At 67.6% G+C, this 25,126-nt stretch carries 23 protein-coding genes; 13 read left to right on the top strand and 10 right to left on the bottom strand.

The features are described from left to right. Positions 1-86: 86 nt before the first annotated feature. Both ACYP33_RS25940 and ACYP33_RS25935 read right to left on the bottom strand, forming a co-directional pair. Positions 87-2,201, bottom strand: a complete 2,115-nt coding sequence (locus ACYP33_RS25940; RefSeq protein WP_459624445.1) for a catalase — start codon at positions 2,199-2,201, stop codon at positions 87-89. A 289-nt stretch (positions 2,202-2,490) separates the two neighbouring features. Further along, positions 2,491-3,099, bottom strand: coding sequence for an alpha/beta fold hydrolase (locus ACYP33_RS25935; protein ID WP_459624444.1), 609 nt, complete (start codon positions 3,097-3,099; stop codon positions 2,491-2,493). Positions 3,100-3,208: 109 nt separating this feature from the next. Between ACYP33_RS25935 and ACYP33_RS25930 the strand changes: the two genes are divergently transcribed. The 4 genes from ACYP33_RS25930 to map all read left to right on the top strand — a co-directional run bounded on the left by ACYP33_RS25930 (position 3,209) and on the right by map (position 6,612). Next, positions 3,209-4,057 (top strand): hypothetical protein, encoded by an 849-nt coding sequence (locus tag ACYP33_RS25930; protein WP_459624443.1) that lies wholly within the window; start codon positions 3,209-3,211, stop codon positions 4,055-4,057. Positions 4,058-4,226: 169 nt separating this feature from the next. Beyond that, positions 4,227-5,468 carry an acyl-CoA dehydrogenase family protein gene (locus ACYP33_RS25925; protein ID WP_459624442.1) on the top strand — a complete coding sequence of 414 codons (1,242 nt, stop codon included), beginning with the start codon at positions 4,227-4,229 and terminating at the stop codon, positions 5,466-5,468. A 95-nt stretch (positions 5,469-5,563) separates the two neighbouring features. Next, on the top strand, positions 5,564-5,782 hold the full coding sequence (locus ACYP33_RS25920; protein WP_414440350.1) for a ParD-like family protein: 219 nt from the start codon (positions 5,564-5,566) through the stop codon (positions 5,780-5,782). Next, positions 5,782-6,612, top strand: coding sequence for a type I methionyl aminopeptidase (gene map / locus ACYP33_RS25915; RefSeq protein ID WP_459624441.1), 831 nt, complete (start codon positions 5,782-5,784; stop codon positions 6,610-6,612). Before ACYP33_RS25920 ends, map begins: the two co-directional genes overlap by 1 nt. Positions 6,613-6,734: 122 nt before the next feature. Here the strand turns inward: map and ACYP33_RS25910 are convergent, their stop codons facing one another. Genes ACYP33_RS25910 through ACYP33_RS25900 form a run of 3 tightly spaced genes read right to left on the bottom strand, consistent with a single transcriptional unit; the run spans position 6,735 to position 9,839 of the window. Then, the gene (locus ACYP33_RS25910; RefSeq protein ID WP_459624440.1) at positions 6,735-7,238 is read right to left on the bottom strand and encodes an N-acetyltransferase family protein; all 504 of its coding nucleotides are present in this window, start codon (positions 7,236-7,238) and stop codon (positions 6,735-6,737) included. A gap of 55 nt (positions 7,239-7,293) precedes the next feature. After that, positions 7,294-8,607 (bottom strand): MFS transporter, encoded by a 1,314-nt coding sequence (locus tag ACYP33_RS25905; RefSeq protein ID WP_459624439.1) that lies wholly within the window; start codon positions 8,605-8,607, stop codon positions 7,294-7,296. A gap of 35 nt (positions 8,608-8,642) precedes the next feature. Then, complete coding sequence (locus ACYP33_RS25900; RefSeq protein ID WP_459624438.1) at positions 8,643-9,839, bottom strand: M20 aminoacylase family protein; 1,197 nt, start codon at positions 9,837-9,839, stop codon at positions 8,643-8,645. A 775-nt stretch (positions 9,840-10,614) separates the two neighbouring features. On the opposite strand from ACYP33_RS25900, the gene ACYP33_RS25895 reads away from it, so the two are divergent. Next, complete coding sequence (locus tag ACYP33_RS25895; protein ID WP_414440355.1) at positions 10,615-10,908, top strand: hypothetical protein; 294 nt, start codon at positions 10,615-10,617, stop codon at positions 10,906-10,908. Positions 10,909-10,960: 52 nt separating this feature from the next. On the opposite strand, the gene ACYP33_RS25890 is transcribed toward ACYP33_RS25895, so the two are convergent. Together ACYP33_RS25890 and ACYP33_RS25885 are read right to left on the bottom strand one after the other, a co-directional pair. After that, a complete protein-coding gene (locus tag ACYP33_RS25890; RefSeq protein ID WP_459624437.1) occupies positions 10,961-11,800 on the bottom strand; it encodes a class I SAM-dependent methyltransferase in 840 nt (279 codons plus the stop codon). A 217-nt stretch (positions 11,801-12,017) separates the two neighbouring features. Then, entirely contained in the window at positions 12,018-12,290 is a 273-nt protein-coding gene (locus tag ACYP33_RS25885) for a DUF1427 family protein (RefSeq protein WP_459624436.1), read from the bottom strand. A 278-nt stretch (positions 12,291-12,568) separates the two neighbouring features. Here ACYP33_RS25885 and ACYP33_RS25880 point away from each other — a divergent pair, with 278 nt between their 5' ends. Continuing rightward, on the top strand, positions 12,569-13,255 hold the full coding sequence (locus ACYP33_RS25880; RefSeq protein WP_459624435.1) for a hydrolase: 687 nt from the start codon (positions 12,569-12,571) through the stop codon (positions 13,253-13,255). A 37-nt stretch (positions 13,256-13,292) separates the two neighbouring features. On the opposite strand, the gene ACYP33_RS25875 is transcribed toward ACYP33_RS25880, so the two are convergent. Further along, a complete protein-coding gene (locus ACYP33_RS25875) occupies positions 13,293-14,225 on the bottom strand; it encodes a LysR family transcriptional regulator (protein WP_414440359.1) in 933 nt (310 codons plus the stop codon). 142 nt (positions 14,226-14,367) lie between these two features. Between ACYP33_RS25875 and ACYP33_RS25870 the strand changes: the two genes are divergently transcribed. The 7 genes from ACYP33_RS25870 to ACYP33_RS25840 are packed head-to-tail and all read left to right on the top strand — an operon-like array spanning position 14,368 to position 20,417. Beyond that, complete coding sequence (locus ACYP33_RS25870) at positions 14,368-14,535, top strand: DUF1427 family protein (protein WP_414440360.1); 168 nt, start codon at positions 14,368-14,370, stop codon at positions 14,533-14,535. 60 nt (positions 14,536-14,595) lie between these two features. Continuing rightward, complete coding sequence (locus tag ACYP33_RS25865) at positions 14,596-16,488, top strand: amidohydrolase (protein ID WP_459624434.1); 1,893 nt, start codon at positions 14,596-14,598, stop codon at positions 16,486-16,488. A 1-nt stretch (position 16,489) separates the two neighbouring features. Then, positions 16,490-16,927, top strand: a complete 438-nt coding sequence (locus tag ACYP33_RS25860; RefSeq protein ID WP_459624433.1) for a DoxX family protein — start codon at positions 16,490-16,492, stop codon at positions 16,925-16,927. Between the two features lie 53 nt (positions 16,928-16,980). After that, on the top strand, positions 16,981-17,898 hold the full coding sequence (locus ACYP33_RS25855; protein ID WP_459624432.1) for a glyoxalase: 918 nt from the start codon (positions 16,981-16,983) through the stop codon (positions 17,896-17,898). Beyond that, positions 17,895-18,587, top strand: a complete 693-nt coding sequence (locus tag ACYP33_RS25850; protein ID WP_459624431.1) for a YoaK family protein — start codon at positions 17,895-17,897, stop codon at positions 18,585-18,587. The genes ACYP33_RS25855 and ACYP33_RS25850 overlap by 4 nt, the downstream gene beginning before the upstream one ends. 40 nt (positions 18,588-18,627) lie before the next feature. Further along, complete coding sequence (locus tag ACYP33_RS25845) at positions 18,628-20,082, top strand: alginate export family protein (RefSeq protein ID WP_459624468.1); 1,455 nt, start codon at positions 18,628-18,630, stop codon at positions 20,080-20,082. A 29-nt stretch (positions 20,083-20,111) separates the two neighbouring features. Then, the gene (locus ACYP33_RS25840) at positions 20,112-20,417 is read left to right on the top strand and encodes a hypothetical protein (RefSeq protein ID WP_459624430.1); all 306 of its coding nucleotides are present in this window, start codon (positions 20,112-20,114) and stop codon (positions 20,415-20,417) included. Positions 20,418-20,427: 10 nt separating this feature from the next. Here the strand turns inward: ACYP33_RS25840 and ACYP33_RS25835 are convergent, their stop codons facing one another. Then, complete coding sequence (locus ACYP33_RS25835) at positions 20,428-21,639, bottom strand: cytochrome P450 (protein WP_414448912.1); 1,212 nt, start codon at positions 21,637-21,639, stop codon at positions 20,428-20,430. Between the two features lie 73 nt (positions 21,640-21,712). Then, entirely contained in the window at positions 21,713-25,045 is a 3,333-nt protein-coding gene (locus ACYP33_RS25830; RefSeq protein WP_414448911.1) for an efflux RND transporter permease subunit, read from the bottom strand. Between the last annotated feature and the right edge of the window lie 81 nt (positions 25,046-25,126).

Raw genomic sequence — 25,126 nt, 5'->3', positions numbered from 1 at the left:
CGCGCCGCGTCAGCGGCGCGTACCGCCAAGGCCGGATGCAGGGGCGATGCCCCGGCATCCGGCCTTTTTCATGGGCGCGCGATGCGTCAAGCCAACGTCCGCACCTTCGGCTCGCGATCATAAAACCGCTTCCCCGCCGCACCCACGAACCCCTTCCCGAGATCCGCCAACACACCCGCATCGGGCTGAATCCCCGCGCGATCGAGCAACGGCTGCGCGCCGGCCGTATGTCCGATCGCCTTCAAATGCGCGAACGCATCCAGCACGAACGACAGCGCCGCCGAATCCTGCGCGAGCTTGTGCGCCGCCTCCTCCGTCAACACCAGCGCCACCGCATCGAACAGCACCGACGGCGAACCCGCCAGTTGCCCCTCCGCCGCCAACGTCCCGCCCTTCACCGGCAGCCCGCCCACCTTCGGCGCGATCAGCATCGCCTTTCCGCCGTCCTGCTCGATGGCCTTCACCAGCGCCTCGATCTCGGCCTTGTCCGAACCTTCATCGAACAGCACGCCAACCTTGCGGCCCTTCAACGTATGCTTCGCATTCCCGACGATCGACAAAGCCGGCGACGCCTTCATATCCACCGGCTCGCGCGCAGGCGGCGCGGCCGGCGGCAACGCCATCGCCAACCCATCGGCCACGCGCTGCGCGAGTGACTCATCGACATTGCGCAGCCGCGACAGCATGCGCGTGCGCACATGTTCGAGCGACACCTTCGACAGCTCGAACACGAACGCCGACGCCGTATGCGCCTGCTCGATCGGCTCCAGCGACCGGAACAGCATGCGCGCCTGGCTGTAGTGATCGGCGAACAGCTCCGAGCGCACGCGCAGCTTTTCCGACGGATCATTGCGCTCGTCGTTGGCCTTGAACGTGCTGAAGCCTTCGGCCGGCGCCTCGCGCGGCCCGCCATCCTCGCCGGCATCGGCCAGCGAATTCGGCTCGTAATTGGCGCGCCCTTCCGGCACCTTGGTCTGCATCAGGCCGTCGCGCTGGAAGTTGTGGAACGGGCAGCGCGGCGCGTTGATCGGGATCTGATGAAAATTGGTAGTGCCGAGCCGCGACTTCTGCGTGTCGAGATAGCTGAACAGACGGCCCTGCAACAGCGGATCGTTGGTGAAATCGATGCCGGGCACCACGTTCGACGGCAAGAACGCCACCTGTTCCGTCTCCGCGAAGAAGTTCTTCGCGTTGGCGTTCAGCGTGAGCCGGCCGATGGTCTCCAGCGGGATCTCTTCCTCGGGAATCAGCTTGGTGGCGTCGAGCACGTCGTACGGCTGCTTCGCGGCCCAGGCCTCGTCGAACACCTGCACGCCGAGTTCCCATTCGGGGAAGTCGCCGGCGTCGATCGCCTCGAACAAATCGCGGCGATGATAGTCCGGGTCCGCGCCGGCGATCTTCACGGCCTCGTCCCAGCAGGTCGATTGCACGCCGAGCAACGGCTTCCAGTGGAACTTCACGTACTTGCCCTCGCCCTTCGCGTTGACGAAGCGGAACGTGTGCACGCCGAAGCCCTGCATCATGCGCAGCGAGCGTGGAATCGCGCGGTCCGACATCGCCCACATCAGCATGTGCGTGCTTTCGGGCATCAGGCTCGCGAAATCCCAGAACGTGTCGTGCGCGGACGCGGCCTGCGGATAGCCGCGATCGGCCTCCATCTTCACGCTGTGGATCAGGTCCGGAAACTTGATCGCGTCCTGGATGAAGAACACCGGGATGTTGTTGCCAACCAGATCCCAATTGCCTTCCTGCGTGTAGAACTTCACGGCGAAGCCGCGCACGTCGCGCGGCGTATCCACCGAGCCCGCGCCGCCGGCCACCGTGGAAAAGCGCACGAACACCGGCACCTCGTCGCCGGCCTTCTGGAACAGGCTCGCGCGCGTCAGTTCGGGGATCGCCTTGGTGCAGGTGAACACGCCGTGCGCGCCACTCCCGCGCGCGTGCACGATGCGCTCGGGAATCCGCTCGTGATCGAAGTGGAAGATCTTCTCGCGCAGCACGAAGTCTTCCAGCAGCGCGGGGCCGCGTTCGCCGGCCTTCAGGCTGTTCTGGTTGTCGGAAATGGGCACCGCGAAATTGGTGGTCAGCACCTCGGGATGCGCCTGCTTGCCCTTGGCGCTGCCGCTGCCGGTGTACTGCTGATGCGTTTCGCCGCCGTTGCCGGTTGCGTCGGCAGCCTGGGGCGTTTTCGATTTGGCCATGCGTTTTCTCCACTGCGGGTTGTAGGGCGGGGACGGTTCGGTGCGCAATCGCACACATCGCATTCGCGCGGCGTGGTGGACGAGGTTTGCAAAAACTACAAACCGCGACCGATTGGCAACGAGGTCGCGACACGGCGCAACGCCGGGCAGGCGGCCTGGCCGCGTGCGGCGCGCGCGAGACGTGTCGTCGTGGGAAGGTCTCGCAATATGCGGACCCGCCCGCAGGGAGGGGGAATGAAGGGAAAACGGGGCGGCGCGCAGTGGGGTCCGTCACTTGCCCGGTCAAGCGTCAGCGGGCCAGATGCGCGTCGACGAGCGGCGCGAGCGCGGCCGCATGCACCTTGGCGAGATCGTGCCCGCCGCCGGCCACCACGTGCAGTCGTGCGTCGGGCAGCGCGTCGCGCAGGCGCTCGCCCACCGCGACGGGGCTGATCGGGTCCGCATCGCCCCAGATCAGCAACGCCGGCTGGCGGATCTCGTGCAGACGTGCGCTGTAGTCCTCACGATTCGACAGGAACCAACCGGGCAAGTGCGGATGGCTCGCGGCGAAGCCGGTGCGCCAATCCTGCGCGCCCGCGTCGGCCATGTTCACGCCGCCCGAGGTCACGCTCAACACCAGGTGCGTGATCAGCTCGGGCCGTTCGAGCGCGGCGCGCACCGCGAGCAGGCCACCCATCGATTGCGCGATCAGGGCCGTGGGGCGATCGATGCGGGCCAGCAGGCGCGCAAGCAGATCGTCGATGCCGCCGATCGACGGGTCGGCCGGCTCGCCGCCGAAGCCCGGATACGCGACGATCTCGCGCTCGGCCGGATGCGCGAGGCGCTCGGCCAGCGGACGCCAGAAGCCGGTGTCGCCCGACGCGCCGGGCAGGAACATCAATGTGGAAGGCATGGCCATGGGTGTGCTCTCTATTGGAATCGTGATGGCGGACGCGATGCGCGACGCTCGGCCGACGACGCGATGGCCGCGGCTGCGCGGGTATCATCTGGCTTTACCCGCCGCCGCCATGCTCACGCTCAAGCTGACGCTCGTCCCGCTGTTCCTGCTGGTCGTCTCGATGTCGGGCGCATGGTGGGGGCCATCGATCGCGGGCTGGCTGGCGGGGCTGCCCGTGGTGGCCGGCCCGATCCTGTTCCTGCTGGTCCTCGAACACGGCCCCGCGTTCGGCGCGCACGCCGCGCTGCTCGCGCTGGCCGCCATTCTCGCATCCGAAGCCTTCAATTTCGCCTACGCGTGGACCTGCCGCGCGCGCGGCTGGCCGCTCGCGCTCGCCGCCGGGCTGGCCGCCTGGGCGCTGGCCGCCACGGCGCTCGCGCACCTGCCCGCGCCGCTGGCCGCGTCGCCGTGGACCGCCGTGATCGCGGCGCTCGGCGCGGTGGCCTTCGGGCGCGCGTTCCTGCCGCGCAGCTCGGGCGGCGCGGCGAGCCTGCCGCTCGCGCGCCGCGACCTCGCCGCGCGGATGGCGGCGGGCGCGTTGCTCACGCTGGCCGTCACCGCCGTGTCGGGCCGCGCCGGCCCGGCCTGGAGCGGCGTGCTGGCCGTGTTCCCGCTGCTCGGCAGCGTGCTGGCGGTGTCGTCGCATCGCGCGCACGGCGCCGCGTTCGCGATCGCGCTGCTGCGCGGCATGGTGCTCGGGCGCTTCTCGTTCGTTGCGTTCTGCCTGGTGCTGGCGTTCGCGCTGCGCCATGCGACGGCGGAGACAGCGTGGCTCGGCTTCGTGGCGGCGTCGGTGGTGGCGATGGGCGTGCAGTGGGCGACGCGGCGGATGGCGCGGACGCAAGGCGTGGCCGGCAAGGCCGGTGTGACTCAGTCGGCCGAAGCGGTCGAAGCGGCCGCCGCGCAAGACGCCGGCTGACCGCCGCTTTTCAGTACGCGGCACAAGCATCGCGCGGGTTCGCGCATAAGCAAACCGCAAATCGATGGTTTCAAGCGGGCAGCGAAGCCGATTAGATTGCAGCGAACCCGGCCGGCGCGACGCCGGCTTGTCAGACACCCGCGCAACCCGCCCAATCGGCTTCCGATCCATGTCCCAAGACCGCACCACCGCGCTGCCGCCCGATCTCGTCACGGGCGCGGCATGGGGCGAACCGCCCCGCGACACCTATCCCGGCCTGGTCGCGCCGTTCCGTCCGCTGTTCGCGCGCATCCGCGCCCAGGCCGTCGAGCGCGAGATCGCGCGCGAGCTGCCGTTCGACGCGATCGACTGGCTGCGCGACGCCGGCTTCACGGCCGTGCGCGTGCCGCGCGACTACGGCGGCCTCGGCCTCGATCTGCCCGCGTTCTTCGAACTCCTGATCGAATTGTCCGAGGCCGATTCGAACCTGACGCAGGCGCTGCGCGCGCATTTCGGCTTCGTCGAGCACGCGCTCCGCAGCCCCGCCGCGCGCCGCGACACCTGGCTCGCGCGACTCGCGAAAGGCGACATCGTGGGCGGCGCGTGGTCCGAAACCGGCGATGCGAAGCAGGCGCAATTCTCCACGCGCCTGACGCGCGGCGCGCAAGGCTGGCGGCTGAACGGCACCAAGTTCTACACCACCGGCTCGCTGTACGCGGACTGGATTCACGTCGGTGCGACCGACGCCGAGGATGCCTACGTCAGCGTCACGATCGACCGGCGCGCGAGCGGCGTGGAGGTGATCGACGATTGGGACGGCATGGGCCAGCGGCTCACCGCGAGCGGCACGAGCCACTTCCACGACGTGCCGGTGGACGAGCGCGAGATCGTCACCACCGCACCATTCGACTATTCCGAAGCGTTCTACCAGCTCGTGCATCTGGCGACGCTGGCCGGCATCGCGCGCGCGGCCGTCAACGACGCCGCCGCGCAGGTGGCCGCGCGCCGCCGCAGCTACAGCCACGCGCCGGCCGCGCGCCCTGCGGACGATGCTCAAGTGCTGCAAGTGCTCGGCCGCGCGCGTTCGCAGGCTTGGGCGGCGGGCGCGGCGGTGGCGCTGTCGGCGCGCGCGCTCGAACGCGCCACGCAGGCGGTCGGCCGCGACGACGCGCAGACAGCAATCGCCGAAGCCGAACTCGAAATCTGGCAGGCGCAGACGGTGGTGATCGAGCTGGCGCTCGACGCAACCGGCAGCGTATTCGACGCGCTCGGCGCCTCGGCCACGCTGCGCAGCAACGGCCTCGACCGCTACTGGCGCAACGCGCGCACGCTGGCCTCGCATAACCCGCGCATCTATCGCGAGCGGATCGTCGGGGATTTTGCTGTCAACGGCAGGCTGCCGCAGGGGCAATGGCGGATCGGGATTGCTTGATGGTGGTGAACGGATGACAGAGTTGACGGGGGCTGGCATCCCCAACAATTCCTGCTATTATGCGAAACAGCTACATTTCGTATATATAGGGCACCATGGGAATCATCAAGATATCGGAGTCGATGCACGACTCGCTGCGCCGCACGAGCGGCGCCCTCAGCCGCTCGATCAACGCGCAGGCCGAGCACTGGCTGCGCGTGGGCATGCTGGCCGAGCTCAATCCGACGCTGGCCTACGGCGAAATCTGCCAGATGTTGCTGCGCGCCGAAGCGCAGCAGGCGGAGGACGACGCCCCGCTGCCGCAGGTGGCATGATGGCGCGCGCTCCTCAAATCCCGCTCCGCTCGCAGGCGGAAATCGAGCAATTGCGCGTGGCCGGCCAACTGGCCGCCGACCTGTTGCGCATGATCGGCGAGTACGTGAAGCCCGGCGTCACCACCGACGAACTCGACACGATCTGCCGCGAATACATCGTCGACGTGCAAAAGGCCATCCCGGCCAACATCGGCTATCACGGCTTTCCGAAGACGATCTGCGCGTCGGTCAATCACGTGGTGTGCCACGGCATTCCGTCGGCGCACAAGCTCGAAGACGGCGACATCATCAACATCGACGTGGCCGTGATCAAGGACGGCTGGTTCGGCGACACGAGCCGCATGTACTTCGTCGGCGAGCCGGACCCGGTAGCCAAGCGCCTCGTGGATACCACCTACGACGCGATGCGCGCCGGCATCCTGGCCGTGAAGCCGGGCGCGACGCTCGGCGACGTGGGCTACGCGATCCAGAGCGTCGCGCATGCGGCCGGCTTCAGCGTCGTGCGCGAATACTGCGGGCATGGCATCGGCACCGTCTATCACGACGAGCCTCAGGTGCTGCACTACGGCCGGCCCGGCGTCGGCACGCGGCTGGTGCCCGGCATGATCTTCACGATCGAGCCGATGCTCAACGCGGGCAAGGCGGAAACCAAGCAACTGGCCGACGGCTGGACCGTGGTGACGCGCGACCGTTCGCTGTCGGCGCAGTGGGAGCACATGGTGGCCGTGACCGCCGATGGCTTCGATGTCCTGACGGCTTGGCCCGAAGGCACGGGGCGTTATGCGCCGCTCGGCGCGCCGTCGGCTTCGGCTTCGGCTTCGGCGGCGTGATGCGCGTTCGCTGAAGGCGTCGCTTCGGTCTGCGAAGCGGTTATCCCATGCGGGTTGTCACGCGCCGCGCGTCCTTCGGGATGCGCGGCGCGTTTCGTTTGCGCGCCTTGCCGGCTGCGGTTTCAGGCTGCCTCGGTGTCGCCGAGCCAGCGATACATCACGTGGCAATCGACCAGGCCGAGCGTGCGGTGGCGATAAGCGCGCGGCAACGTGCCGACGATCTCGAAGCCCATCTTCTGCCACAGCGCCACGGCCACCGTGTTGGTGGCCACCACCGAATTGAACTGCATCGCCAGGAAGCCCGCGTCGCGCGCCACCTGCAGCGAGTGCTCGCACATGCGCTGCGCCACGCCCTTGCCACGCGCGGCCGGCGCGACCATGTAGCCGCAATTGCAGACATGCCCGCCCGGGCCGGCCGCGTTCGGCTTCAGGTAATACGAGCCGAGCAACTCACCATCCTCCTCCGCGACGAACGTATGCAGCGGCAGGTCGATCCACAGCGCGCGCGCCGCTTCCTCCGTGATAGCCGGATCGAAGGCGTAGGTTTCCTGCGCCTCGACGATCGCCTGGAACGTCGGCCAGAAGCGGTCGAAATCGTCGGGGGTGAGGGGGCGGATCGTGATCATCGTCGGTGGGCCGGGGCTTGAGAAGAGGTCACGATTTTATCCGGATGCGCAGCGTTTATTCTTCCGCTCGCTTCGCCGTATCGCGCAGCATCGACACCGCGACCAGCGACAGCACCACGCACACGGCCACATACGCCGCGGGCGCGAGCTTGTTGCCGGTCACGCGCACCAGCCACGTGGCGACCAGTTGCGCGGTGCCGCCGAAGATCGTGACGGCCAGCGCATAGGCGATCGAGATGCCGGTAGCGCGAATCCGGCGCGGGAACGATTCGCACATCAACGCGAACTCCGAGGCCGAGCCCATCGAGAAGCACAGCAACAGCAACGCCGTGATCGGCATCACCACCGGCAGGGTCGGGAATCGGTTCATCAGCATGAAGGCGGGGAACAGCAGCAGCACCAGCGTGCCGCGCCCGATGAAGATCGGCAGCTTGCGGCTGCCGATCCTGTCGGACAACCAACCAAATACCGGGCACATCACGAGGATCACGCAACTCGACGCCACGCCGACGAACATCGACAGCTTCATCGGCAGCCCAAGCGTATGGATCGCGTAGGTCGGCATGTAGAACGTCAGGATGTAGGTGGAAACGGTGCCGCCCATCACCGTCAGCGTGATCAGCAGCACCGTGCGCGCGTGCTGCGTGAACAGCTCGCGCAGCACGCCGCGGTCGATCGCATGCGAGGAACCGGCCGGTTCCTCGGCGAGCCGGCGGCGCAGCAGCATGCCGACCGGCGCGATCGCCAGGCCCACCACGAACGGCACGCGCCAGCCCCAGCTTTCCAGCGCGCCCTTGCTCAATGCATTCGACAGCAGCGCCGCGAGGCCCGAGCCCATCAGCGCCGCGCCGCCCTGCGTGGCCAGTTGCCAACTGGCGCGAAAGCCGCGCCGCGAGGCGTCGCCCTGCTCCAGCAGCGTGGTGGTGGCCGCGCCGAATTCGCCGCCCTGCGAGAAGCCTTGCAGCAGCCGCGCGAACACGATCAGCAACGGCGCACACACGCCGATCTGCGCATAGGTGGGCGTGATCGCGATCAGGCCGGTGCCGACCGCCATCAGCATGATCGTCAGGTTCAGCGCGGCCTTGCGCCCGCGCCGGTCGGCGTAGACGCCCAGCACCACGCTGCCGAGCGGGCGCGTGAAGAAGCCCGCCGCGAAGGTCGCCACCGACAGCAACAGCGAGGTGGTCGCGTCGCCGGCCGGAAAATACAGCTTGCCGATCAGGACAGCGAAGAATCCGTACACCGTGAAATCGAAGAATTCGAGCCAGTTGCCGATCACGGCCGCCACCACCGCACCGCGCGGCGACAGGCGGCCCGGCGCGGCGGCCGGGGGTTCTTCGAGGGGCAAAGCGAGCCGTTCGTCGTGCATGGGAATGTTCCTGATTGGGGCCGGCAAACCAGCGCTCACGCTGCCAGATAACGCTCGACCAGCCGCGTCCAGTACGCCGCGCCGATCGGCAGGTTGTGATCGTTGAAGTCGTAGTGCGGGTTGTGGACCATGCAGCCGTCCTCGCCCACGCCGTTGCCGAGTCGCACGAACGAACCGGGGCGCTGTTGCAGCATGTAGGCGAAATCCTCGCTGCCCATCAATTGGCCGGTCTGCTCCACCACGTGGTCGTCGCCCACCAGTTCCTTCGCCACCTGCGCGGCGAAATCCGTTTCGGCATCCGAATTGACCACGACCGGATAGCCCTCGATGTAATCGACCCGCGCCGTCGCGCCATAGCTGGCGGCCTGCCCTTGCGCGATTTCGGTGATGCGTTGCTTCAGTTGCGCCCGCACCGTTTCGCTGAACGAACGCACGCTCAATTCGAGCCGCGCGTGCTGCGGAATCACGTTGCTGGCGGTGCCCGCGTGCATCGCGCCGATCGTGACCACGGCCGACTGCGACGGGTCCACGTTGCGCGCGACGATGGTCTGCAGCGCCATCACGATGCTGGCCGTGACCACCACCGTATCCACCGTCAGATGCGGGCGCGCTGCGTGGCCGCCCACGCCCTCGATCTCGATCACGACGCGGTCTCCCGCCGCCATGAACGCGCCGCGCCGCATCAGGAACTGGCCCGGCTCCGCGCCCGGATGGTTGTGCATGCCGAACACGGCGTCGCACGGAAAGCGCTCGAACAGGCCGTCGGCGATCATGCGCTGCGCGCCGCTGTCCACGCCCTTTTCCTCGGCCGGCTGAAAATACAGGTGCACCGTGCCCGAGAAGTTGCGGGTGCGCGCAAGCTGGCGCGCCGCGCCGAGCAGCATGGTGGTGTGGCCGTCGTGGCCGCACGCGTGCATCTTGCCGTGCGTCTCGCTCGCATAAGGCAGGCCGGTGGCCTCGAGGATCGGCAGCGCATCCATGTCGGCGCGGATGCCGATGCGGCGCGTGCCCTCGCCCACCGTCAGCGTGCCGACCACGCCGGTTTCGCCCACGCCGCGCGTGACCTGCCAGCCCCAGCTTTCGAGCTTGTCGGCCACCAGCGCGGCCGTCGCCACTTCCTCGAAGGCCAGTTCGGGATGGCGGTGGAGGTGATGGCGGATGGCGAGCAGGTCGGGGACGTCGTCGGCGAGGTCGGGGATTTCGGTGTAACGGTGCGCGGTGGGGGTGCTCATCGAGGCGGCTCCGGAGCGCCGCGCGCCGTCGAAGCGGCCTGCGCGGCAGGTGGGGGGATCTGGCGCGCACTATAGCCAGCCAAATCGCGCCGGATAAGATGCGGGAATTTTCACCGTGATAAACGGGGTTTATCACCGGGTTCGGATTCGCGGTGGGCCGCGACGCCGCCGGAAAAAAATTCCTCTCGCCGACATAATCAAGGCCGATTCAAAGGAAAATATTCCGAATCGGGTTATCGGAGATATAAGCCGATATTAAACGGCCCCGCGACTTGATAATGAAACGTGCGCACCGAATTTAATATCGAGAGCATGAAATCGATTACTTGAATTTCACCGGCCTCGAATAAGACAAACACGGTCAAATCACCGCGACAGCCTTGCAAGGAGTTGGTAGGATTGCGCCCAAGCAACGCGTCGGGCTTGGTCTTTCTGATCGCTTAGGGGGCAAGCCGGTGAGGTCGTGGGGCCCAGGGAGGGAATGGCGAAGGCCATAGTCGTTCCCTCTCGCTTCGAATTTCATTTCATCTTCAGCGTGGCATGCCGCTTGGCGGTGCGATATTCCCCGCCCTTTCCGCCGTATAAATTTCATGCAGCCGCTTCAAGCGAAATAATCTCGAAGGCCCGCCGCCCCCAAAAAGGCAGGCCGTCGTGCATTAGGCGTAAACGTCTCTAAAATTGTCGTTTATGACCGTACCCTTTGGCATCGCCGCTCCCTACACTGGACTCCATCGCAAGTCGCGATCACCGCTCAACCAACGAACCGGAGTCCTCAATGAAAGTCCTCGCCATCGCCACCATCATCAAGCCGGTCACGCCCGAGCAACGCGCCGAGATCATGCCGCGCGAAGTGCCCGCCACGCTGAAGCTCTATCTGGACAGCAAGATCGAACAGTTCTGGGCTCGCCAGGACAAGCCGGGCGTGGTGTTCCTGCTGGACGCAGAATCGGTGGACGCCGCGCGCGCCACCATTGATTCGCTGCCGCTCGTCGCAGACGGCTACGCGCAGTACGACTTCATTCCGCTCGGCCCGCTCGCGCCGCTCGGCATGCTGATCCAGGGTCAGTAAGTTCTCCTGGTCAATCGCGCGGCCCGGCAAGCATGCCGGGCCGCTCGGCGTTTCAGGCCTTGCGCAGCACCGCTTGAATCAAGCCGGCACGGCCTTCGCGCAGGTTGCGCGCAAGGTTGCCCGTCATGTCGCGAAAGCCCGGCCCCATCACGAGATGCAGGCCCAGCGGCGGCGGGCTGGTCATCTGCGCCTGGCGCTTCGCGCGCTCCTCGAACCACGTCAGCGCCACCGCGCTCGAATCCACCCACGATTGCACGGCGAAGCCCTGCGCTTCGAGCACGCTGCGCATGCGCTCGGGCGTGACGAGGAAGCTCGACTCGGCATCGGTAGCCCACGGCACCGGGTAATGCAGCGGCGCGTCGGACGTGGCCACCACGTCGAAGATCGCGAGCCGGCCGCCCGCGCGCAACACGCGATGCGCCTCGCGATAGAGCGTGTCGCGATCGGCGATGTTCATGGCGACGTGCTGGGTCCAGGCGATATCGAACGCGCCGTCCTCGAACGGCAACGCCAGCGCATTGCCTTGCCGGTAATGCGTGCGATCGCCCAGCCCCGTTTGCGCCGCGAGATATTGCGCCGCATCGACATAGGACGGCGACAGATCGATACCTTCGACATGGCAGCCGAACGTCGAGGCCAGATAGCGGGACGGCCCGCCCAGCCCCGAGCCGATGTCGAGCACGCGCTGGCTGCTGGCGATGTCGAGCAGGTCGGCCAGCTCGCGCGTGGCGTCGAGCCCGCGCGAATGGAATTGGTCGAGCGGCGCGAGATCGCCAGGCTGCGGCGGATGAGTAGCGTCGAAGCCGGCCGCCGCGAGCGCGGCGCGAAGGCGTTCGACGAGGCTGGGCGCAGCCTGTTCGTAATGCTGCGTGATGCGGGACGTTTCGGTCATGAGCGGCTCCGGTGCGCGGCAGGCCGCCTGACGCAGCCCGCCCGATGGCCTAGTCTAGCCGCGCCCGCGCGCCGGGCATACGGTCACCCCCGCCAACTTTGCAGCCGATCACGCCAATCTCGCCACCGCGCGTGAATGCCGATGCGGATCGCATCCGGCCGGTTCAACATCGAATCGTCATGCGCATCTTGCCGATACGCTTGCACGCGCAACCATCTCAGGCATTGCGTTGCTTCGAGGCCGGCTCCACGCGTGCGCCGCCCGGCAGCGCGCCGAACATATGCTGGCTGCACTTCGCCTCGCGCCACGCGGTAGACAGGCGATGCCCGGACACCAGGCGCTTCACCAGCGGCAGGATCTGCTCCCCGGCCAGCATGCCGAGCAGGCCCAGCAACGCGATGATCGGCGGCGCGGGCGACTGCACGCCGATCGCACCATACACGACGCCGGCCAGCACGCCGGCCAGCAAGGACAACACATAAGCCTTCATGGTTCGGCTCCCGTCGAGAGTGAGCCGGCGAGCGAATGCATCCGGCGAATTGCCCGCCAGCCTAACGGGTTTGCAAGAAGAACAAAAGCGCGCACCCGGTATTTAAGACGCTGTTTTTGGAATGGGTGCGATTCCATTTCTTGGATTTCTCGGCGACGCAATTGCGTGTCAAATAAATAGCGTTGGATCGCACGCCGGTCCGACGCAACCCGATGAAACCTTTTCGGTCGCGCCGCATGGTGCGCCGCCCTGATCTACCCATCCAAGGACGACACGTCATGAGCGATTCGAAGCTCGAAGTTCTCACTCCGCACAACAGCCAGCTGATCATCATCGACCAGCAGCCGCAAATGGCGTTCGGCGTGCAATCGATCGACCGTCAGGCGCTGAAGAACAACGTGGTGGCGCTCGCGAAGGCCGCCAAGGTGTTCGACGTTCCCACCACCATCACCACGGTCGAATCGCAAAGCTTCTCCGGTTATACGTACCCCGAACTGCTCGACGTGTTTCCCGATCACCCGGTGCTCGAACGCACCTCGATGAATTCGTGGGACGACCAGAAAGTGCACGACGCACTGGCCGCGAACGGCCGCAAGAAGGTGATCGTGTCGGGCCTGTGGACGGAAGTCTGCAACACCACGTTCGCGCTGTGCGCGATGCTCGAAGGCGGCTACGAGATCTACATGGTGGCCGACGCGTCGGGCGGCACCTCGCAGGATGCGCACGACTACGCGATGCAGCGAATGATCCAGGCCGGCGTGGTGCCGGTGACCTGGCAGCAGGTGATGCTCGAATGGCAACGCGATTGGGCCCATCGCGAAACCTACGATGCCGTGATGGCGATCGCCAAGGAACACTCGGGCGCTTACGGCCTCGGCGTCGATTACGCCTACACGATGGTCCACAAGGCCCGGCAACGCACGGCCGTGCAACACGAGATCCTCGCGCCGGTGCCGGCGAAGTAAACGCGCAGGCCGCGCCGGGCAATCGGCGCGACCTTCGTTAAACGGGTGAGGCTTCCGCCACCGCCCACGGCGCATGCGCCAGGTGCTCCATCAGGAAATCGAGCAGCACCTTCACGCGCGCGGCGCGCAGCATGCCGGGCGGCGTGACCAGGTTGACGTTGATGTCGGCGATGCGCCAGTCGCACATGATGCGTTCGAGCGCACCGCTCTTGAGCGCGTCCCACACCAGAAACTCGGGCTGCAACGCGATGCCTTGCCCGTCGAGCAGCGCCGGCAGGATCACGTCGGCATTGTTGGTGCGCATGCGGCCATGCACCGGCACCGCGCACTCCTCGCCCGATTCGGCGTGACGGAAGCGCCAGAAGTCGGGCGACGGCAGGTTCGTGTAGATCATGCTCAGGTGATGTTCGAGTTCGCGCGGATGCTCGGGGCGGCCGTGGCGCGCCAGGTAGGCCGGCGATGCGACGAGCGGCCGGCGCACCGCACACAGGCGGCGTGCGCGCAGCGACGAATCGCTCAGGTCGGCGATGCGGATCGCGACGTCGCAGCCGCTCGACACGATATCGACGAGGTGGTCGGTCAGCACGAGATCGACGTCGACCTTCGGGTAGCGCTCCAGAAACACCGGCAACACCGGCGCGAGATGGCGCAGCCCGAACGACATCGGTGCATTCAGGCGCACCACGCCGTGCGGTTCGAGCGCATGCGAGGACGCTTCGTTCTCGATGCTCTCCGCGTCGGCCAGCAGTTGCAGCGCGCGGTCGCTGAGCAGTTCGCCGGTGGGCGTCAGCGAAAGCTTGCGCGAGGTGCGGTACAGCAGCATCGTGCCGAGCCGCTGTTCGAGGCGCGCGATGGCCTTCGACACGGTGGGCTGCGAAATGCCCAGCAGGTTCGCGGTCTTGGCGAACGAGCCGGTTTCGACGACGCGGGCGAAGATCGCCCAGGCTTCGAGATCGGGTAAGGCTGGCATGGTGAAGTCGGAGAAGGTGGAGATTCAGGCGCCGGATCTGACGCTAAGGAATAGTAATCAATTTTCAATCGCGGCAGCGGTAAGCCGCGATGCGGACCCGGGAGCAACGCCCGGATTCTAATTCGATCGGGAGGTCGAGCGCATGGAAACTTATCTCGTCTCGCTCGGTGCGGGCGCATTGATCGGCGTGATCTACAGCGCGATTCGCGTGCGCTCGCCGGCGCCGCCGCTGATCGCGCTGGTCGGCCTGCTCGGCATGGTGCTCGGCGCGCAGGCGCTGCCCGCCGTGCGGCTCTGGCTCGGTGCATGAGCCCTCGCTCTCCTCGCTTCGCCCTCCCCGCTCCGTCGCTTCTTCGACAAGGAAACGCCCGTGAACACCATCACGAAGCAACCCGACCTGATCCTGCATAACGGCCGGATCACCACGCTGGACCGCGCGAACCCGATCGCGCGCGCCGTCGCCATCGCCGATGGCCGCTTCATCGCCGTGGGCGACGATGCCGAGATCGTGCCGCTGGCCGGCAGCGCCACGCGCGTGGTGGATCTGCAAGGCCGCCCCGTGCTGCCCGGCCTGATCGACAATCACCTGCACCTGATTCGCGGCGGCCTGAACTACAACATGGAGCTGCGCTGGGACGGCGTGCCGTCGCTCGCGCTGGCCATGGAGATGCTGCGCCGTCAGGTGGCCGTCACGCCCGCGCCGCAATGGGTGCGCGTGGTGGGCGGCTTCACCGAGCACCAGTTCGCCGAGAAGCGCCTGCCGACCCTCGACGAGCTGAACGCCGCCGCGCCCGACACGCCCGTGTTCATCCTGCACCTGTACGACCGCGCGCTGCTCAACGCCGCCGCGCTGCGCGTGGTGGGCTACACGAAGGACACGCCCGAGCCGCCGGGCGGCACGATCCTGCGCGATGCGTCCGGCACCCCCACCGGCCTGCTGCTCGCCAACCCGAACGCGACCATCCTCTACGCGACGCTCGCCAAGGGCCCGAAACTGCCGATCGAGTATCAGTACAACTCCACGCGCCACTTCATGCGCGAGTTGAACCGGCTCGGCGTGACGGGCGCCATCGACGCGGGCGGCGGCTCGCAGAATTACCCTGACGATTACGAAGTGATGCGCAAGCTGCACGATGCGAACGAGATGACGGTGCGCATCGCCTACAACCTGTTCACGCAAAAGCCGAAGGCCGAGAAGGAAGACTTCGTGAACTGGACGCAGTCCGTCACCTATCACGACGGCAGCGATTATTTCCGCCACAACGGCGCGGGCGAAATGCTGGTGTTCTCGGCGGCCGACTTCGAGGATTTCCGCGTCGCGCGCCCCGAATTGCCGCCCGAAATGGAAGGTGAACTCGAAGGCGTGGTGCGCGTGCTCGCGCAGAACCGCTGGCCGTGGCGCCTGCACGCCACCTACGACGAAACCATCAGCCGCGCGCTCGATGTGTTCGAGAAGGTGAACGAGGAAATTCCGCTCGACGGCATCAACTGGTTCTTCGACCATGCCGAAACGATTTCCGAGCGCTCGATGGATCGCATCGCCGCGCTCGGCGGCGGCGTGGCCGTGCAGCACCGCATGGCCTACCAGGGCGAATACTTCGTCGAGCGCTACGGCGCGCAGGCAGCCGAAGCCACGCCCCCGATCAAGCAGATGCTGGAGAAAGGCCTGAAGGTATCGGCCGGTACCGACGCCACGCGCGTGGCCTCCTACAACCCGTGGGTGTCGCTGTCGTGGCTCGTGACCGGCAAGACCATCGGCGGCCTGCGCCTCTATCCGCAACGCAGCCTGCTCGATCGCGAAACGGCGCTGCGCATGTGGACCGAATACGTGACCTGGTTCTCGAACGAGGAAGGCAAGAAAGGCCGCATCGTGGTGGGCCAGCTCGCCGACCTGATGGTGCCCGACCGCGATTTCTTCGCGTGCGCCGAGGACGACATCGCCGGCACCAGCGCGCTGCTGACCGTGGTGGGCGGGCGCATCGTGTGGGGCGCGGGGCCGTTCTCGCAACACGACCTGCCGATCCCGCCGGCCATGCCCGACTGGTCGCCGGTGCGCGAATACGGCGGCTACGGCGGCTGGGGCGCCACGCAACGCGCGGGCGCGCCGCTGCAACGCGCGGCAGCCGCCGCCGCGCAATGCGGCTGCGCCACCGCCTGCGCGCTGCACGGCCACGCCCACGCGAACGCCTGGAGCCGCGAATTGCCGACCTCGGACGCCAAGTCGTTCTGGGGCGCGTTCGGCTGCGCCTGCTGGGCGATCTGAGATGCGCACGCCGCATCTCGCCGGCAACCCGCGCCGGGTGCGCGCGCTGCTGGCGTGGCCATGGGCCGCGCCGCTGCTGCGCCTGGCGCTGGTGTCCGCCTATCTGGTCGGCGGCATCGACAAGCTGCTGCATTTCCACGACGCCGTGGCCGAGCAGGCGCACTTCGGCCTGCAACCGGCCGCGCTGTGGGCCGCGCTCGCGATCGCGGTGGAGATCGGCGGCTCGCTGTGCATCGTCGTGCGCCGCTTCACCTGGCTCGGCGCGGGCGGCCTCGCGATGCTCACGCTGGTGGCAATGGCCGTGGCCAACGACTTCTGGAACCTGGCGGGCGCCGCCCGCTTCATGGCCTTCAACAGCTTCTTCGAACATCTCGGGCTGATCGCGGCGCTGGCGCTCGCCACCCGGCTCGACGATCTCGACGGCGGGCCTGGTGCTTGACGCTTCGCCCCGCTCGTTTCGATACGGACTTCAAACCAACAGGATTACCGAACATGATCACGATTCGCTCCACCTTGCTGGCCCTGGCGATCGCCGCCGCCGCGGCCACCGTACCGGCCGCCCATGCCAAGGCATCGTTGGGCGCCTCGCCGGCCGCCGCCACGCTCGCCGTCGGCCCGCAGTACGACACCACTCACGTCTACGTCGCGCCCGAGGATTTCGATCGCTTCACCGACAGCTTCGTGGCCACCTTTGGCGGCAGCAAGTCGAAACAGGGCGTGTTCCAGGTCACGCCCACGCCGAGCCAGACCATGTCGCAGCTCGTGTTCACGCCGGCCGGTTCGATCTCGGTGTTCGGCTTCAAGACGCCCGTGCCGCATCCGTTCGGCGCGGAGCGCACCGGCTACCTCGTGACCGACATGGACGCCGCCGTGAAATCGGCGCGCGCGCACGGCGCCGACGTGATCGTCGACACGTTCCCCGACCCGATCGGCCGCGATGCGGTGATCGCCTGGCCCGGCGGCGTGAACATGCAACTCTATTGGCACACCGAAGCACCGAACTACGCGCCGCTGCAAACCGTGCCGGAGAACCGCGTGTATGTATCGGCGCAAAGCGCCGGCAAGCTGGTACGCGATTTCGTGGCGTTCTCGCACGGTAAGGTGGTGTCCGACGTGCGCCACGCGCCTGGCGTCGAGATCGGCCGCCCCGGCGACACCTATCGCCGCATCCGCCTCGAATCGGGCTTCGGCAAGATGACCGTGCTCGTCACCGACGGCCACCTGCCCTACCCGTTCGGACATGACATGACCGGCTACGAAGTGGCCGACCTCGACGCGACGCTGCAAAAAGCCGAGGCCGCCGGCGTGAAGACGCTCGTGCCGCGCTTCTCGTCCGACGGCCGCGACGCGGCGATCGTGCAGTTCCCGGGCGGCTATATCGCCGAGATCCACACCACTGCCGCGAAATGAAATCCGAGGACACGCTGCTGGCGGCAATCGCCGGCTTCGTCGATACGCTCAGTTTCGTGGCGCTGTACGGGCTGTTCACCGCGCACGTGACCGGCAACTTCGTGTTGATCGGCGCGGGCGCCGGCGGCTACGGGCAGGGCATCCTGCTGAAGCTGGCGGTGTTTCCCGCGTTCGTGGCCGGGGTGGCCGGCAGCAGCCTGCTGGTGCGCGTGATGCCGCGCCATCACGCACGCCACGGCGCGCGGTTGCTGCATGCGGCGCAGGCCGTGCTGATGCTCGGCTTCTGCATGGCGGGCGTGGCCGCGTCGCCGGTGGCCGCGCCCGACGATCTCGCCGCGGTGGCGGCCGGCATGCTCGGCGCGTTCGCGATGGGCGTGCAGAACGCGCACCCGCGTTTGATCGCGCGACCCGGCGTGCCGAATACCGTGATGACCGGCAACGTCACGCAGGCGATTCTCGATGGGGTCGACATGCTGTCGGCCGGCGCGTCCGAGGCCGTGCGCCACGCCGCGCGCGCCCGCTTCGCGAAGATGATGCCGGCCATCGCGGCATTCGCGCTCGGCGCGGCGGCCGGCGCGCTCGGCTGGCGGCACGTCGGCTTCTGGGCATTGCTCGCCCCGGCGCTCGCCCTGGCCACGCTCGCGTTCACCACCGGCGATGCGCCGTCCCCCGATTCGTCCCATGCCTGAGGCGGCCCGCGTGCCGCCCTCCATCGAGGAACCCGCCATGATGCCGACCCCGCCGCGTGCGCGTCGTATCGAGAAAGCCGCCGGCATCGTCGCGCTGGCCGGCGCGCTGCTGACCGGCGCGAACGCGGCCCGCGCCGACGCCACGGACACCGCCGACGAACCGCCCGCAGAAAGTTGCAGCGCGAAGCGGCCGATTCCGTCGTTCAACCGCTGGCAGGAAAACTGGGGCGCGCTGGCGAACCCGTGCCTGCCGCGCCGCCCGCTCGACGGGCTGAAAACCATCCCGCTCGGCGCCGATCCTTCGTGGTACGTATCGTTGGGCGCGAACCTGCGCGAGCGCTTCGAGCTGAACAACACGCCGTTGTTCGGCCTCGGCGGCACGCATCAGGACAGTTGGCTGATTCAGCGCACGCAGATGCATGCCGATGCGCGCTTCGGCGAGCATGTGCAGGCGTTCGTGCAACTGGAAGACGCGCGTGCGTTCGGCAAGAACACCGTGTCGCCCGTCGACAAGAACCCGCTCGACGTCGAACAGGCGTTCGTGGCCTATGTCGGGCAACTGGGGGCCGGCACCGTGAAGGCACGCGTCGGCCGGCAGGAAATGGCGTTCGACTTGCAGCGCTTCATCGCCGCGCGCGACGGCCCGAACGTGCGCCAGGCCTTCGACGGGCTGTGGGGCGATTACGAAGTCGGCCAGTGGCGCTTCATCGGCTATCTGACGCGCCCCGTGCAGTATCGCGATGTGGATGCGTTCGACGACACGTCGAACCGCCACCTGAAGTTCAGCGGCCTGCGCGTGGAGCGCAGCGGGTTCGGCCCCGGCGATCTGTCGGCGTACTGGTCGCGCTACGAGCGCGATGGCGCGAGTTTCCTCGACGCCAAGGGCCACGAGCGGCGCGACGTGTTCGACGCCCGCTACGCCGGCAAGGTCGCGCCGTTCGATTGGGATATCGAAGCAATGGGGCAGACCGGGCAGGTGGGTGCGAGCACGGTCGGCGCCTGGGCCTTCGGCGCGCTGGGCGGCTATACGTTCTCGACGCTGCCGGGCACGCCGCGCCTCGGGCTGCAGATCGACGGCGCATCGGGCGATCATCATCCGGGCGACGGCCACGTCGGCACGTTCAACCCGCTGTTCCCGAACGGCTATTACTTCACGCTGGCGGGCTATACGGGCTACAGCAACGTCATCCACGTGAAGCCGTCGCTGACGTTCAAGGTCACGCCGAAAGTGACGTTGCTGACGGCGCTGGGCTTCCAATGGCGCGACACCACGCAGGATGCCGTGTACGGCCAGGGCATGGCGATGGTGCCGGGCACGGCCGGCAAGGGCAGCTTGTGGACGGGGGTGTATGCCCAGGTTCGCGCCGACTGGCTGGTCAACGACAACGTGGCGCTGGCGCTGGAAGCGGTGCATTTCGAAATCGGCGATTCGCTTCGCGCGCTGGGGGCGCGCAATGCGGATTATGTGGGCGTCGAAGCCAAGTTCGGCTGGTAACGGCCGATGCCGACGGAAAGGGGATAAGCATGCCGCAGACCGAAATGGAACTGGCCCGCCTGCGCGCCGCCGCCCATGCCAATCTGGAAGACGCCCGCATCTGGCGCTGGTACGCGGATCTCATGGAAGACGAGCGCATCTGCTGCACGCACACGCGCGACGGCTGGCTCGTGACCATCGACGACCGATATACCGTGGAGGATGAATCGTTCGATCGGGCCGTGCGGCTGGCAGCCCGCCAATGGTTCGATATCCCGACCTTGTCCGTCACGCTGCGCCGTCGCCGCAAGCGCGGCGCTGTGTCGGCCCCTGGGCCGCTGCCGCAAGTCGTTTAGCCGTAGCCGGCTACTTCAACACCACCGGCAAACACCGCACCCCGCGAAACGCAATACTGTTCGTGCGCTCCACGCGCGCCGTATCCACCTCGAAATCCGGATACCGCTGCGCCAGCGCCGTGAACACGATCTGCGCCTCGATCCGCGCCAGCACCGCACCCAGGCAGGTGTGAATCCCGTGCCCGAACGACAGCACGCGCGAGCCGCTGCGCCCGATGTCGAGCTGATCCGGCTCGGCGAACTGGCGCTCGTCGCGATTGCCCGAACCGATCAGCACATGCAGATACGTGCCTTTCGGCACCCGCTGCTGCCCGATCAGCATGTCCTCGCTCGCGGCGCGCCCGGTCACCTGCACGGGCGCATCGAAGCGCAGCAGTTCGTTGACGAGCGATGCGGCCAGCGCCGGCTCGTCGACGAAGCGCTGCCATTGCTCGCGATCGTTCGCCAGCGCCAGCAAGCCGTTGCCGATCAGATGGCTGGTGGTGGCGTGCCCCGCCGCCAATAACAGAATCAGGTTCGAGATCAGTTCGGCCTCGGTGAGCCGGTCGCCCGCTTCCTCGGCGGCCACCAGATCACTGAGCATGTCGTCCTCGGGCACGGCGCGGCGCGCGGCGATCAGTTCAGCGAAATACCGGCGGAACTCGGCGATGCTGCGCTGCACGCTCGCCACCTCGTCGGCCATCATCGGCCGCCCGCTGATGATGCTGCCGAACGCGACCGACCACGCATGCAGTTGCTGGTGCGCCTCGCCCGGCACGCCAAGCACGAGCGCGATCGCCAGCACGGGCAGCGGCACGGCGAACTCGGCCACGAAATCGGCCGGCCGCCCCGCGCACGCGGCCAGGCCATCGTGCGTCAGCGCCTCGATGCGCGGCCGGAACGCGTCGAGCCGGCGCGGCGTGAACGCCTTCGCGAACAGCTTGCGCAGGCGCGTGTGGTCGGGCGGATCGAGGAACAGCATCTGGTTCGCCAGCGTCTTGCCGATATCGAGCGCGGCGGGATCGGTTTCATCGGCCAGGTTCAGGCGCGAGGCCGAAAAGCGCGAATCGTCGAGCACGGCCACGATGTCCTCGTAGCGCGACACGAGCAGGCTGCCCACGTGCTCGTCGCGGTGCACCGAGCCGACATCGCGCAGCCGGCGATACCACGGATACGGATCGACGCGCTGCGCCGGGTCCATCAGTTCGTACAGCGAAAAATGCCGATTCTCGGGATCGCGCATCGCGCCTCCTTGAGCTGGGAGTGGCGCCGGTCAGGGCCGGCGGCCGGGGCAGGCTGGGGTGACCTGCATTCTGCTACGCACCGGCCGGCGGCGGCAAGCCGGCGCGGCGCGCCCGGCGACGCTCGGCCCGCGTGCGCAGGCGGTCCATGTACAGGTAGACGACCGGCGTGGTGTAGAGCGTCAGCATCTGCGACACGATCAGGCCGCCCACCAGCGTGATGCCGAGCGGGGCGCGCAGCTCCGCACCGTCGCCGTGCCCGAAGATCAGCGGCAGCACGCCGAACAGCGCGGCCAGCGTGGTCATCAGGATCGGCCGGAACCGCAGCCGGCACGCCTCGTGAATCGCATCGAACGGCGTCTTGCCCTGCCGCACGGCCACGATCGCGTAGTCGATCATCATGATCGCGTTCTTCTTGACGATGCCGATCAGCAGGAAGATGCCGATCAGCCCGATGATGTCGAACTCGGTGCCGGACACCAGCAGCGCCAGCAGCGCGCCCACCCCGGCCGACGGCAAGGTCGAAAGAATCGTAATCGGGTGAACGTAGCTTTCGTACAGGATGCCCAGCACGATGTAGATCGCGGCCAGCGCGGCAACGATCAGCAGCAGTTGGTCCGCCAGCGCCTTCTCGAACTCCTCGGCGGTGCCGGCGAACGCGCCGTTGATGCTGGCCGGCATGCCGATGTCGGCCATGGTCTGGTAGATCACGCGCCGCGCGTCGGACAGCGCCGCGCCGGGCGGCAGGTTGAACGAGATCGTCACGGCCACGAACGGGCCTTCGTGATTGATCGCGATCGGCGTGGTGCCCGGCCCGAAGCTGGCGATCGCCGACAGCGGGATCATGGTGGATTTCGAGGTGGACACCGCCTCGCCCGACGAGGTGCCGCCCGACTTGCCGGTGGCCGCGATGGCGTTGAGCGAGGCATTGCGCGCCGAATCGGTGGAAACGGCCGCCGCGCTCGACGCCGACGACGCGGTGGCCGCCGTCGCGCCCACCGACGCCGTGCCCGCGCCGCCCACGCTCGGCGCGACGAAGGTGCCGGCCGTGGCATTGGTCAGCGCCGAGCCGTTCGCCAGCCCGCCCGAGGTGCTGATATACACCTGCTTCAGCATTTCGGGGTCCTGCCAATATTGCGGCGCGACCTCCATCACCACGTGGTACTGGTTCAGCGGGTTGTAGATGGTGGACACCTGACGCTGGCCGAACGCGTCGTACAGCGTGTTGTCGATCTGCGCCGGCGTGATGCCGAAGCGCGCGGCGGTAGCGCGATCGATGGTCACCCTCGCCTCCAGACCGCCTTGCTGCTGGTCCGAATTGACGTCCTTCAGTTGCGGCTTCTTCTTCAGCGCCTCGGTCAGCTTGTTGCCCCACGCGTAGAGGTCGGCCGTCGAATCGCCGTAGAGCGAGAACTGATATTGCGCGTTGGTCTGCTTGCCGCCGCTGCCGCCCAGATCCTGCGCGGCCTGCAGGAAGGTTTGCGCGCCGGCCACGCGCTCCAGTTGCGGACGCAAGCGTTCGATGATCTGGTCGGCACTGAGCTTGCGGTCGCGCTTGTCCTTCAGCGTCACGAACATGAAGCCGGAATTGGTGGTGCGCCCGCCGCGAAAGCCGGCGATGCTGAGCACATCCGGGTCCGACTGGATCATGTGCATCATTTGGGCGAACTTCTTTTCCATCGCCTGGAACGAGGTGGATTGATCGACCTGAATCCCGCCGATCAGCACGCCCGTATCCTGTTGCGGAAAGAACCCCTTCGGCACGATCACGTACAGCGCCATGTTCAGCCCCACGGTCGCCACCAGCGACAGCAGCGTGATGCGCCGGTGCCGCAGCGCCCATTGCAGCGTGCGGTCGTAGCCGCCCTGCAGGCGCGCGAAGCCGCGTTCGAGCCAGCGCGCGAGCCGCCCCTCGCGGCGATGCTGGCCGGCCTCGGGCAGCAGGCGCGCGCACATCATCGGCGTCAACGTGAGCGACACGAACAACGACACGACGATCGCCAGCGACAGCGTCATCGCGAACTCGCGGAACAGCCGGCCGATCAGCCCCGTCATCAGCAGGATCGGCAGGAACACCGCGATCAGCGACAAACTGATCGACAGCACCGTGAAGCCCACCTCGCGCGCGCCGTCGAGCGCGGCCTGCATGCGCGGCTTGCCGTTCTCGATATGCCGCATGATGTTTTCGAGCACCACCACGGCATCGTCCACCACGAAGCCGGTGGCCACGATCAGCGCCATCAGCGAGAGGTTGTCGAGCGAGAAGCCGAACAGGTACATCGCGCCGAACGTGCCCAGGATCGAGATCGGCACGGCCACGCTCGGAATCAGCGTGGCGCGCCAATTGCGCAGGAACAGGAACACCACCATCACCACCAGCGCCACGGCCATCAGCAGCGTGTGCTCGGTGTCGGCCAGCGACGAGCGGATCGTCACCGAGCGGTCGAGCACGGAATCGAGCGCGACGTCGGGCGGCAGCGCGGCGGCCAGCCTCGGCAGCGCAAGCTTGACGCGGTTCACCGCGTCGATGATGTTCGCGCCCGGCGAGCGATACAGGATCACCAGGATCGCGCGCTTGCCGTTGGCGCGGCCGAGGTTGCGCACGTCCTCCACCGAATCGAGCACCGCGCCCACGTCCTCCAGCCGCACGGCGGCGTGGTTGCGGTACGCCACCACCAGGTCGCGGTATTGCGCCGCCTTCGAGGCCTGATCGTTGGTGTAGAGCTGGTAGTGGGTCGGGCCGAACTCGATCGCGCCCTTCGGGCTGTTGGCATTGGCCGAGGCCAGCGCCGCGCGGATGTCCTCCAGGCCGATGCCGTAATGGAACAGCGCGTGCGGCTCCAGCTCGACGCGCACCGCCGGGTTCGCCGCGCCGAACACGTCCACTTCGCCGATCCCCTCGATCTGCGACAGCGCCTGCTGCAACACCGTGGACGCCGCGTCGTACACGCGCGCCGGCGAAGCGGTATCGGACGTGACCGACAGCACCATGATCGGCGAATCGGCCAGATTCACCTTCTGGAACGTGGGGTTGCTTCGGAGGCTGGTGGGCAGGTCGGCGCGCGCCGCGTTGATGGCGGCCTGCACGTCGCGCGCCGCGCCGTTCAGGTCGCGCTCCAGCACGAACTGCAGGCTGATCAGCGAATTGCCGAGCGAACTGGTGGAGTTCATCTTGGTGACGCCCGCGATCGCGCCGAGATGCCGTTCGAGCGGGCTGGTCACGCTGGTGGCCACCGTTTCCGGGCTGGCGCCGGGCAGGTTGGCGAACACCGAGATGGTGGGGAAGTCGACGCGCGGCAGCGGCGACACCGGCAGCTTCATGAACGCGAACACGCCGGCCAGCGCGATGCCGATCGCGAGCAGCGTGGTGGCGACCGGACGCCGGATGAACAGGCCCGACAGATTCATGCGCGCGCGCCGCCGGCCGAAGCGCCAAGCCTGACGGTGGCCAGAACGGCGCCCCCGGCGCACCGGCCGGCCGACAACGGC

The organism is Burkholderia sp. 3C (assembly GCF_054589155.1).
This window is presented reverse-complemented; position numbering and strand designations above follow the sequence as displayed.

What these genes read in the sequence shown, in the direction of transcription:
- ACYP33_RS25940 (WP_459624445.1), bottom strand. Translation starts at nt 2,201, where the DNA reads ATGGCCAAATCGAAAACGCCCCAGGCTGCCGACGCAACCGGCAACGGC.
- ACYP33_RS25935 (WP_459624444.1), bottom strand. Translation starts at nt 3,099, where the DNA reads ATGGCCATGCCTTCCACATTGATGTTCCTGCCCGGCGCGTCGGGCGAC.
- ACYP33_RS25930 (WP_459624443.1), top strand. Translation starts at nt 3,209, where the DNA reads ATGCTCACGCTCAAGCTGACGCTCGTCCCGCTGTTCCTGCTGGTCGTC.
- ACYP33_RS25925 (WP_459624442.1), top strand. Translation starts at nt 4,227, where the DNA reads ATGTCCCAAGACCGCACCACCGCGCTGCCGCCCGATCTCGTCACGGGC.
- ACYP33_RS25920 (WP_414440350.1), top strand. Translation starts at nt 5,564, where the DNA reads ATGGGAATCATCAAGATATCGGAGTCGATGCACGACTCGCTGCGCCGC.
- map (WP_459624441.1), top strand. Translation starts at nt 5,782, where the DNA reads ATGGCGCGCGCTCCTCAAATCCCGCTCCGCTCGCAGGCGGAAATCGAG.
- ACYP33_RS25910 (WP_459624440.1), bottom strand. Translation starts at nt 7,238, where the DNA reads ATGATCACGATCCGCCCCCTCACCCCCGACGATTTCGACCGCTTCTGG.
- ACYP33_RS25905 (WP_459624439.1), bottom strand. Translation starts at nt 8,607, where the DNA reads ATGCACGACGAACGGCTCGCTTTGCCCCTCGAAGAACCCCCGGCCGCC.
- ACYP33_RS25900 (WP_459624438.1), bottom strand. Translation starts at nt 9,839, where the DNA reads ATGAGCACCCCCACCGCGCACCGTTACACCGAAATCCCCGACCTCGCC.
- ACYP33_RS25895 (WP_414440355.1), top strand. Translation starts at nt 10,615, where the DNA reads ATGAAAGTCCTCGCCATCGCCACCATCATCAAGCCGGTCACGCCCGAG.
- ACYP33_RS25890 (WP_459624437.1), bottom strand. Translation starts at nt 11,800, where the DNA reads ATGACCGAAACGTCCCGCATCACGCAGCATTACGAACAGGCTGCGCCC.
- ACYP33_RS25885 (WP_459624436.1), bottom strand. Translation starts at nt 12,290, where the DNA reads ATGAAGGCTTATGTGTTGTCCTTGCTGGCCGGCGTGCTGGCCGGCGTC.
- ACYP33_RS25880 (WP_459624435.1), top strand. Translation starts at nt 12,569, where the DNA reads ATGAGCGATTCGAAGCTCGAAGTTCTCACTCCGCACAACAGCCAGCTG.
- ACYP33_RS25875 (WP_414440359.1), bottom strand. Translation starts at nt 14,225, where the DNA reads ATGCCAGCCTTACCCGATCTCGAAGCCTGGGCGATCTTCGCCCGCGTC.
- ACYP33_RS25870 (WP_414440360.1), top strand. Translation starts at nt 14,368, where the DNA reads ATGGAAACTTATCTCGTCTCGCTCGGTGCGGGCGCATTGATCGGCGTG.
- ACYP33_RS25860 (WP_459624433.1), top strand. Translation starts at nt 16,490, where the DNA reads ATGCGCACGCCGCATCTCGCCGGCAACCCGCGCCGGGTGCGCGCGCTG.
- ACYP33_RS25855 (WP_459624432.1), top strand. Translation starts at nt 16,981, where the DNA reads ATGATCACGATTCGCTCCACCTTGCTGGCCCTGGCGATCGCCGCCGCC.
- ACYP33_RS25850 (WP_459624431.1), top strand. Translation starts at nt 17,895, where the DNA reads ATGAAATCCGAGGACACGCTGCTGGCGGCAATCGCCGGCTTCGTCGAT.
- ACYP33_RS25845 (WP_459624468.1), top strand. Translation starts at nt 18,628, where the DNA reads ATGCCGACCCCGCCGCGTGCGCGTCGTATCGAGAAAGCCGCCGGCATC.
- ACYP33_RS25840 (WP_459624430.1), top strand. Translation starts at nt 20,112, where the DNA reads ATGCCGCAGACCGAAATGGAACTGGCCCGCCTGCGCGCCGCCGCCCAT.
- ACYP33_RS25835 (WP_414448912.1), bottom strand. Translation starts at nt 21,639, where the DNA reads ATGCGCGATCCCGAGAATCGGCATTTTTCGCTGTACGAACTGATGGAC.
- ACYP33_RS25830 (WP_414448911.1), bottom strand. Translation starts at nt 25,045, where the DNA reads ATGAATCTGTCGGGCCTGTTCATCCGGCGTCCGGTCGCCACCACGCTG.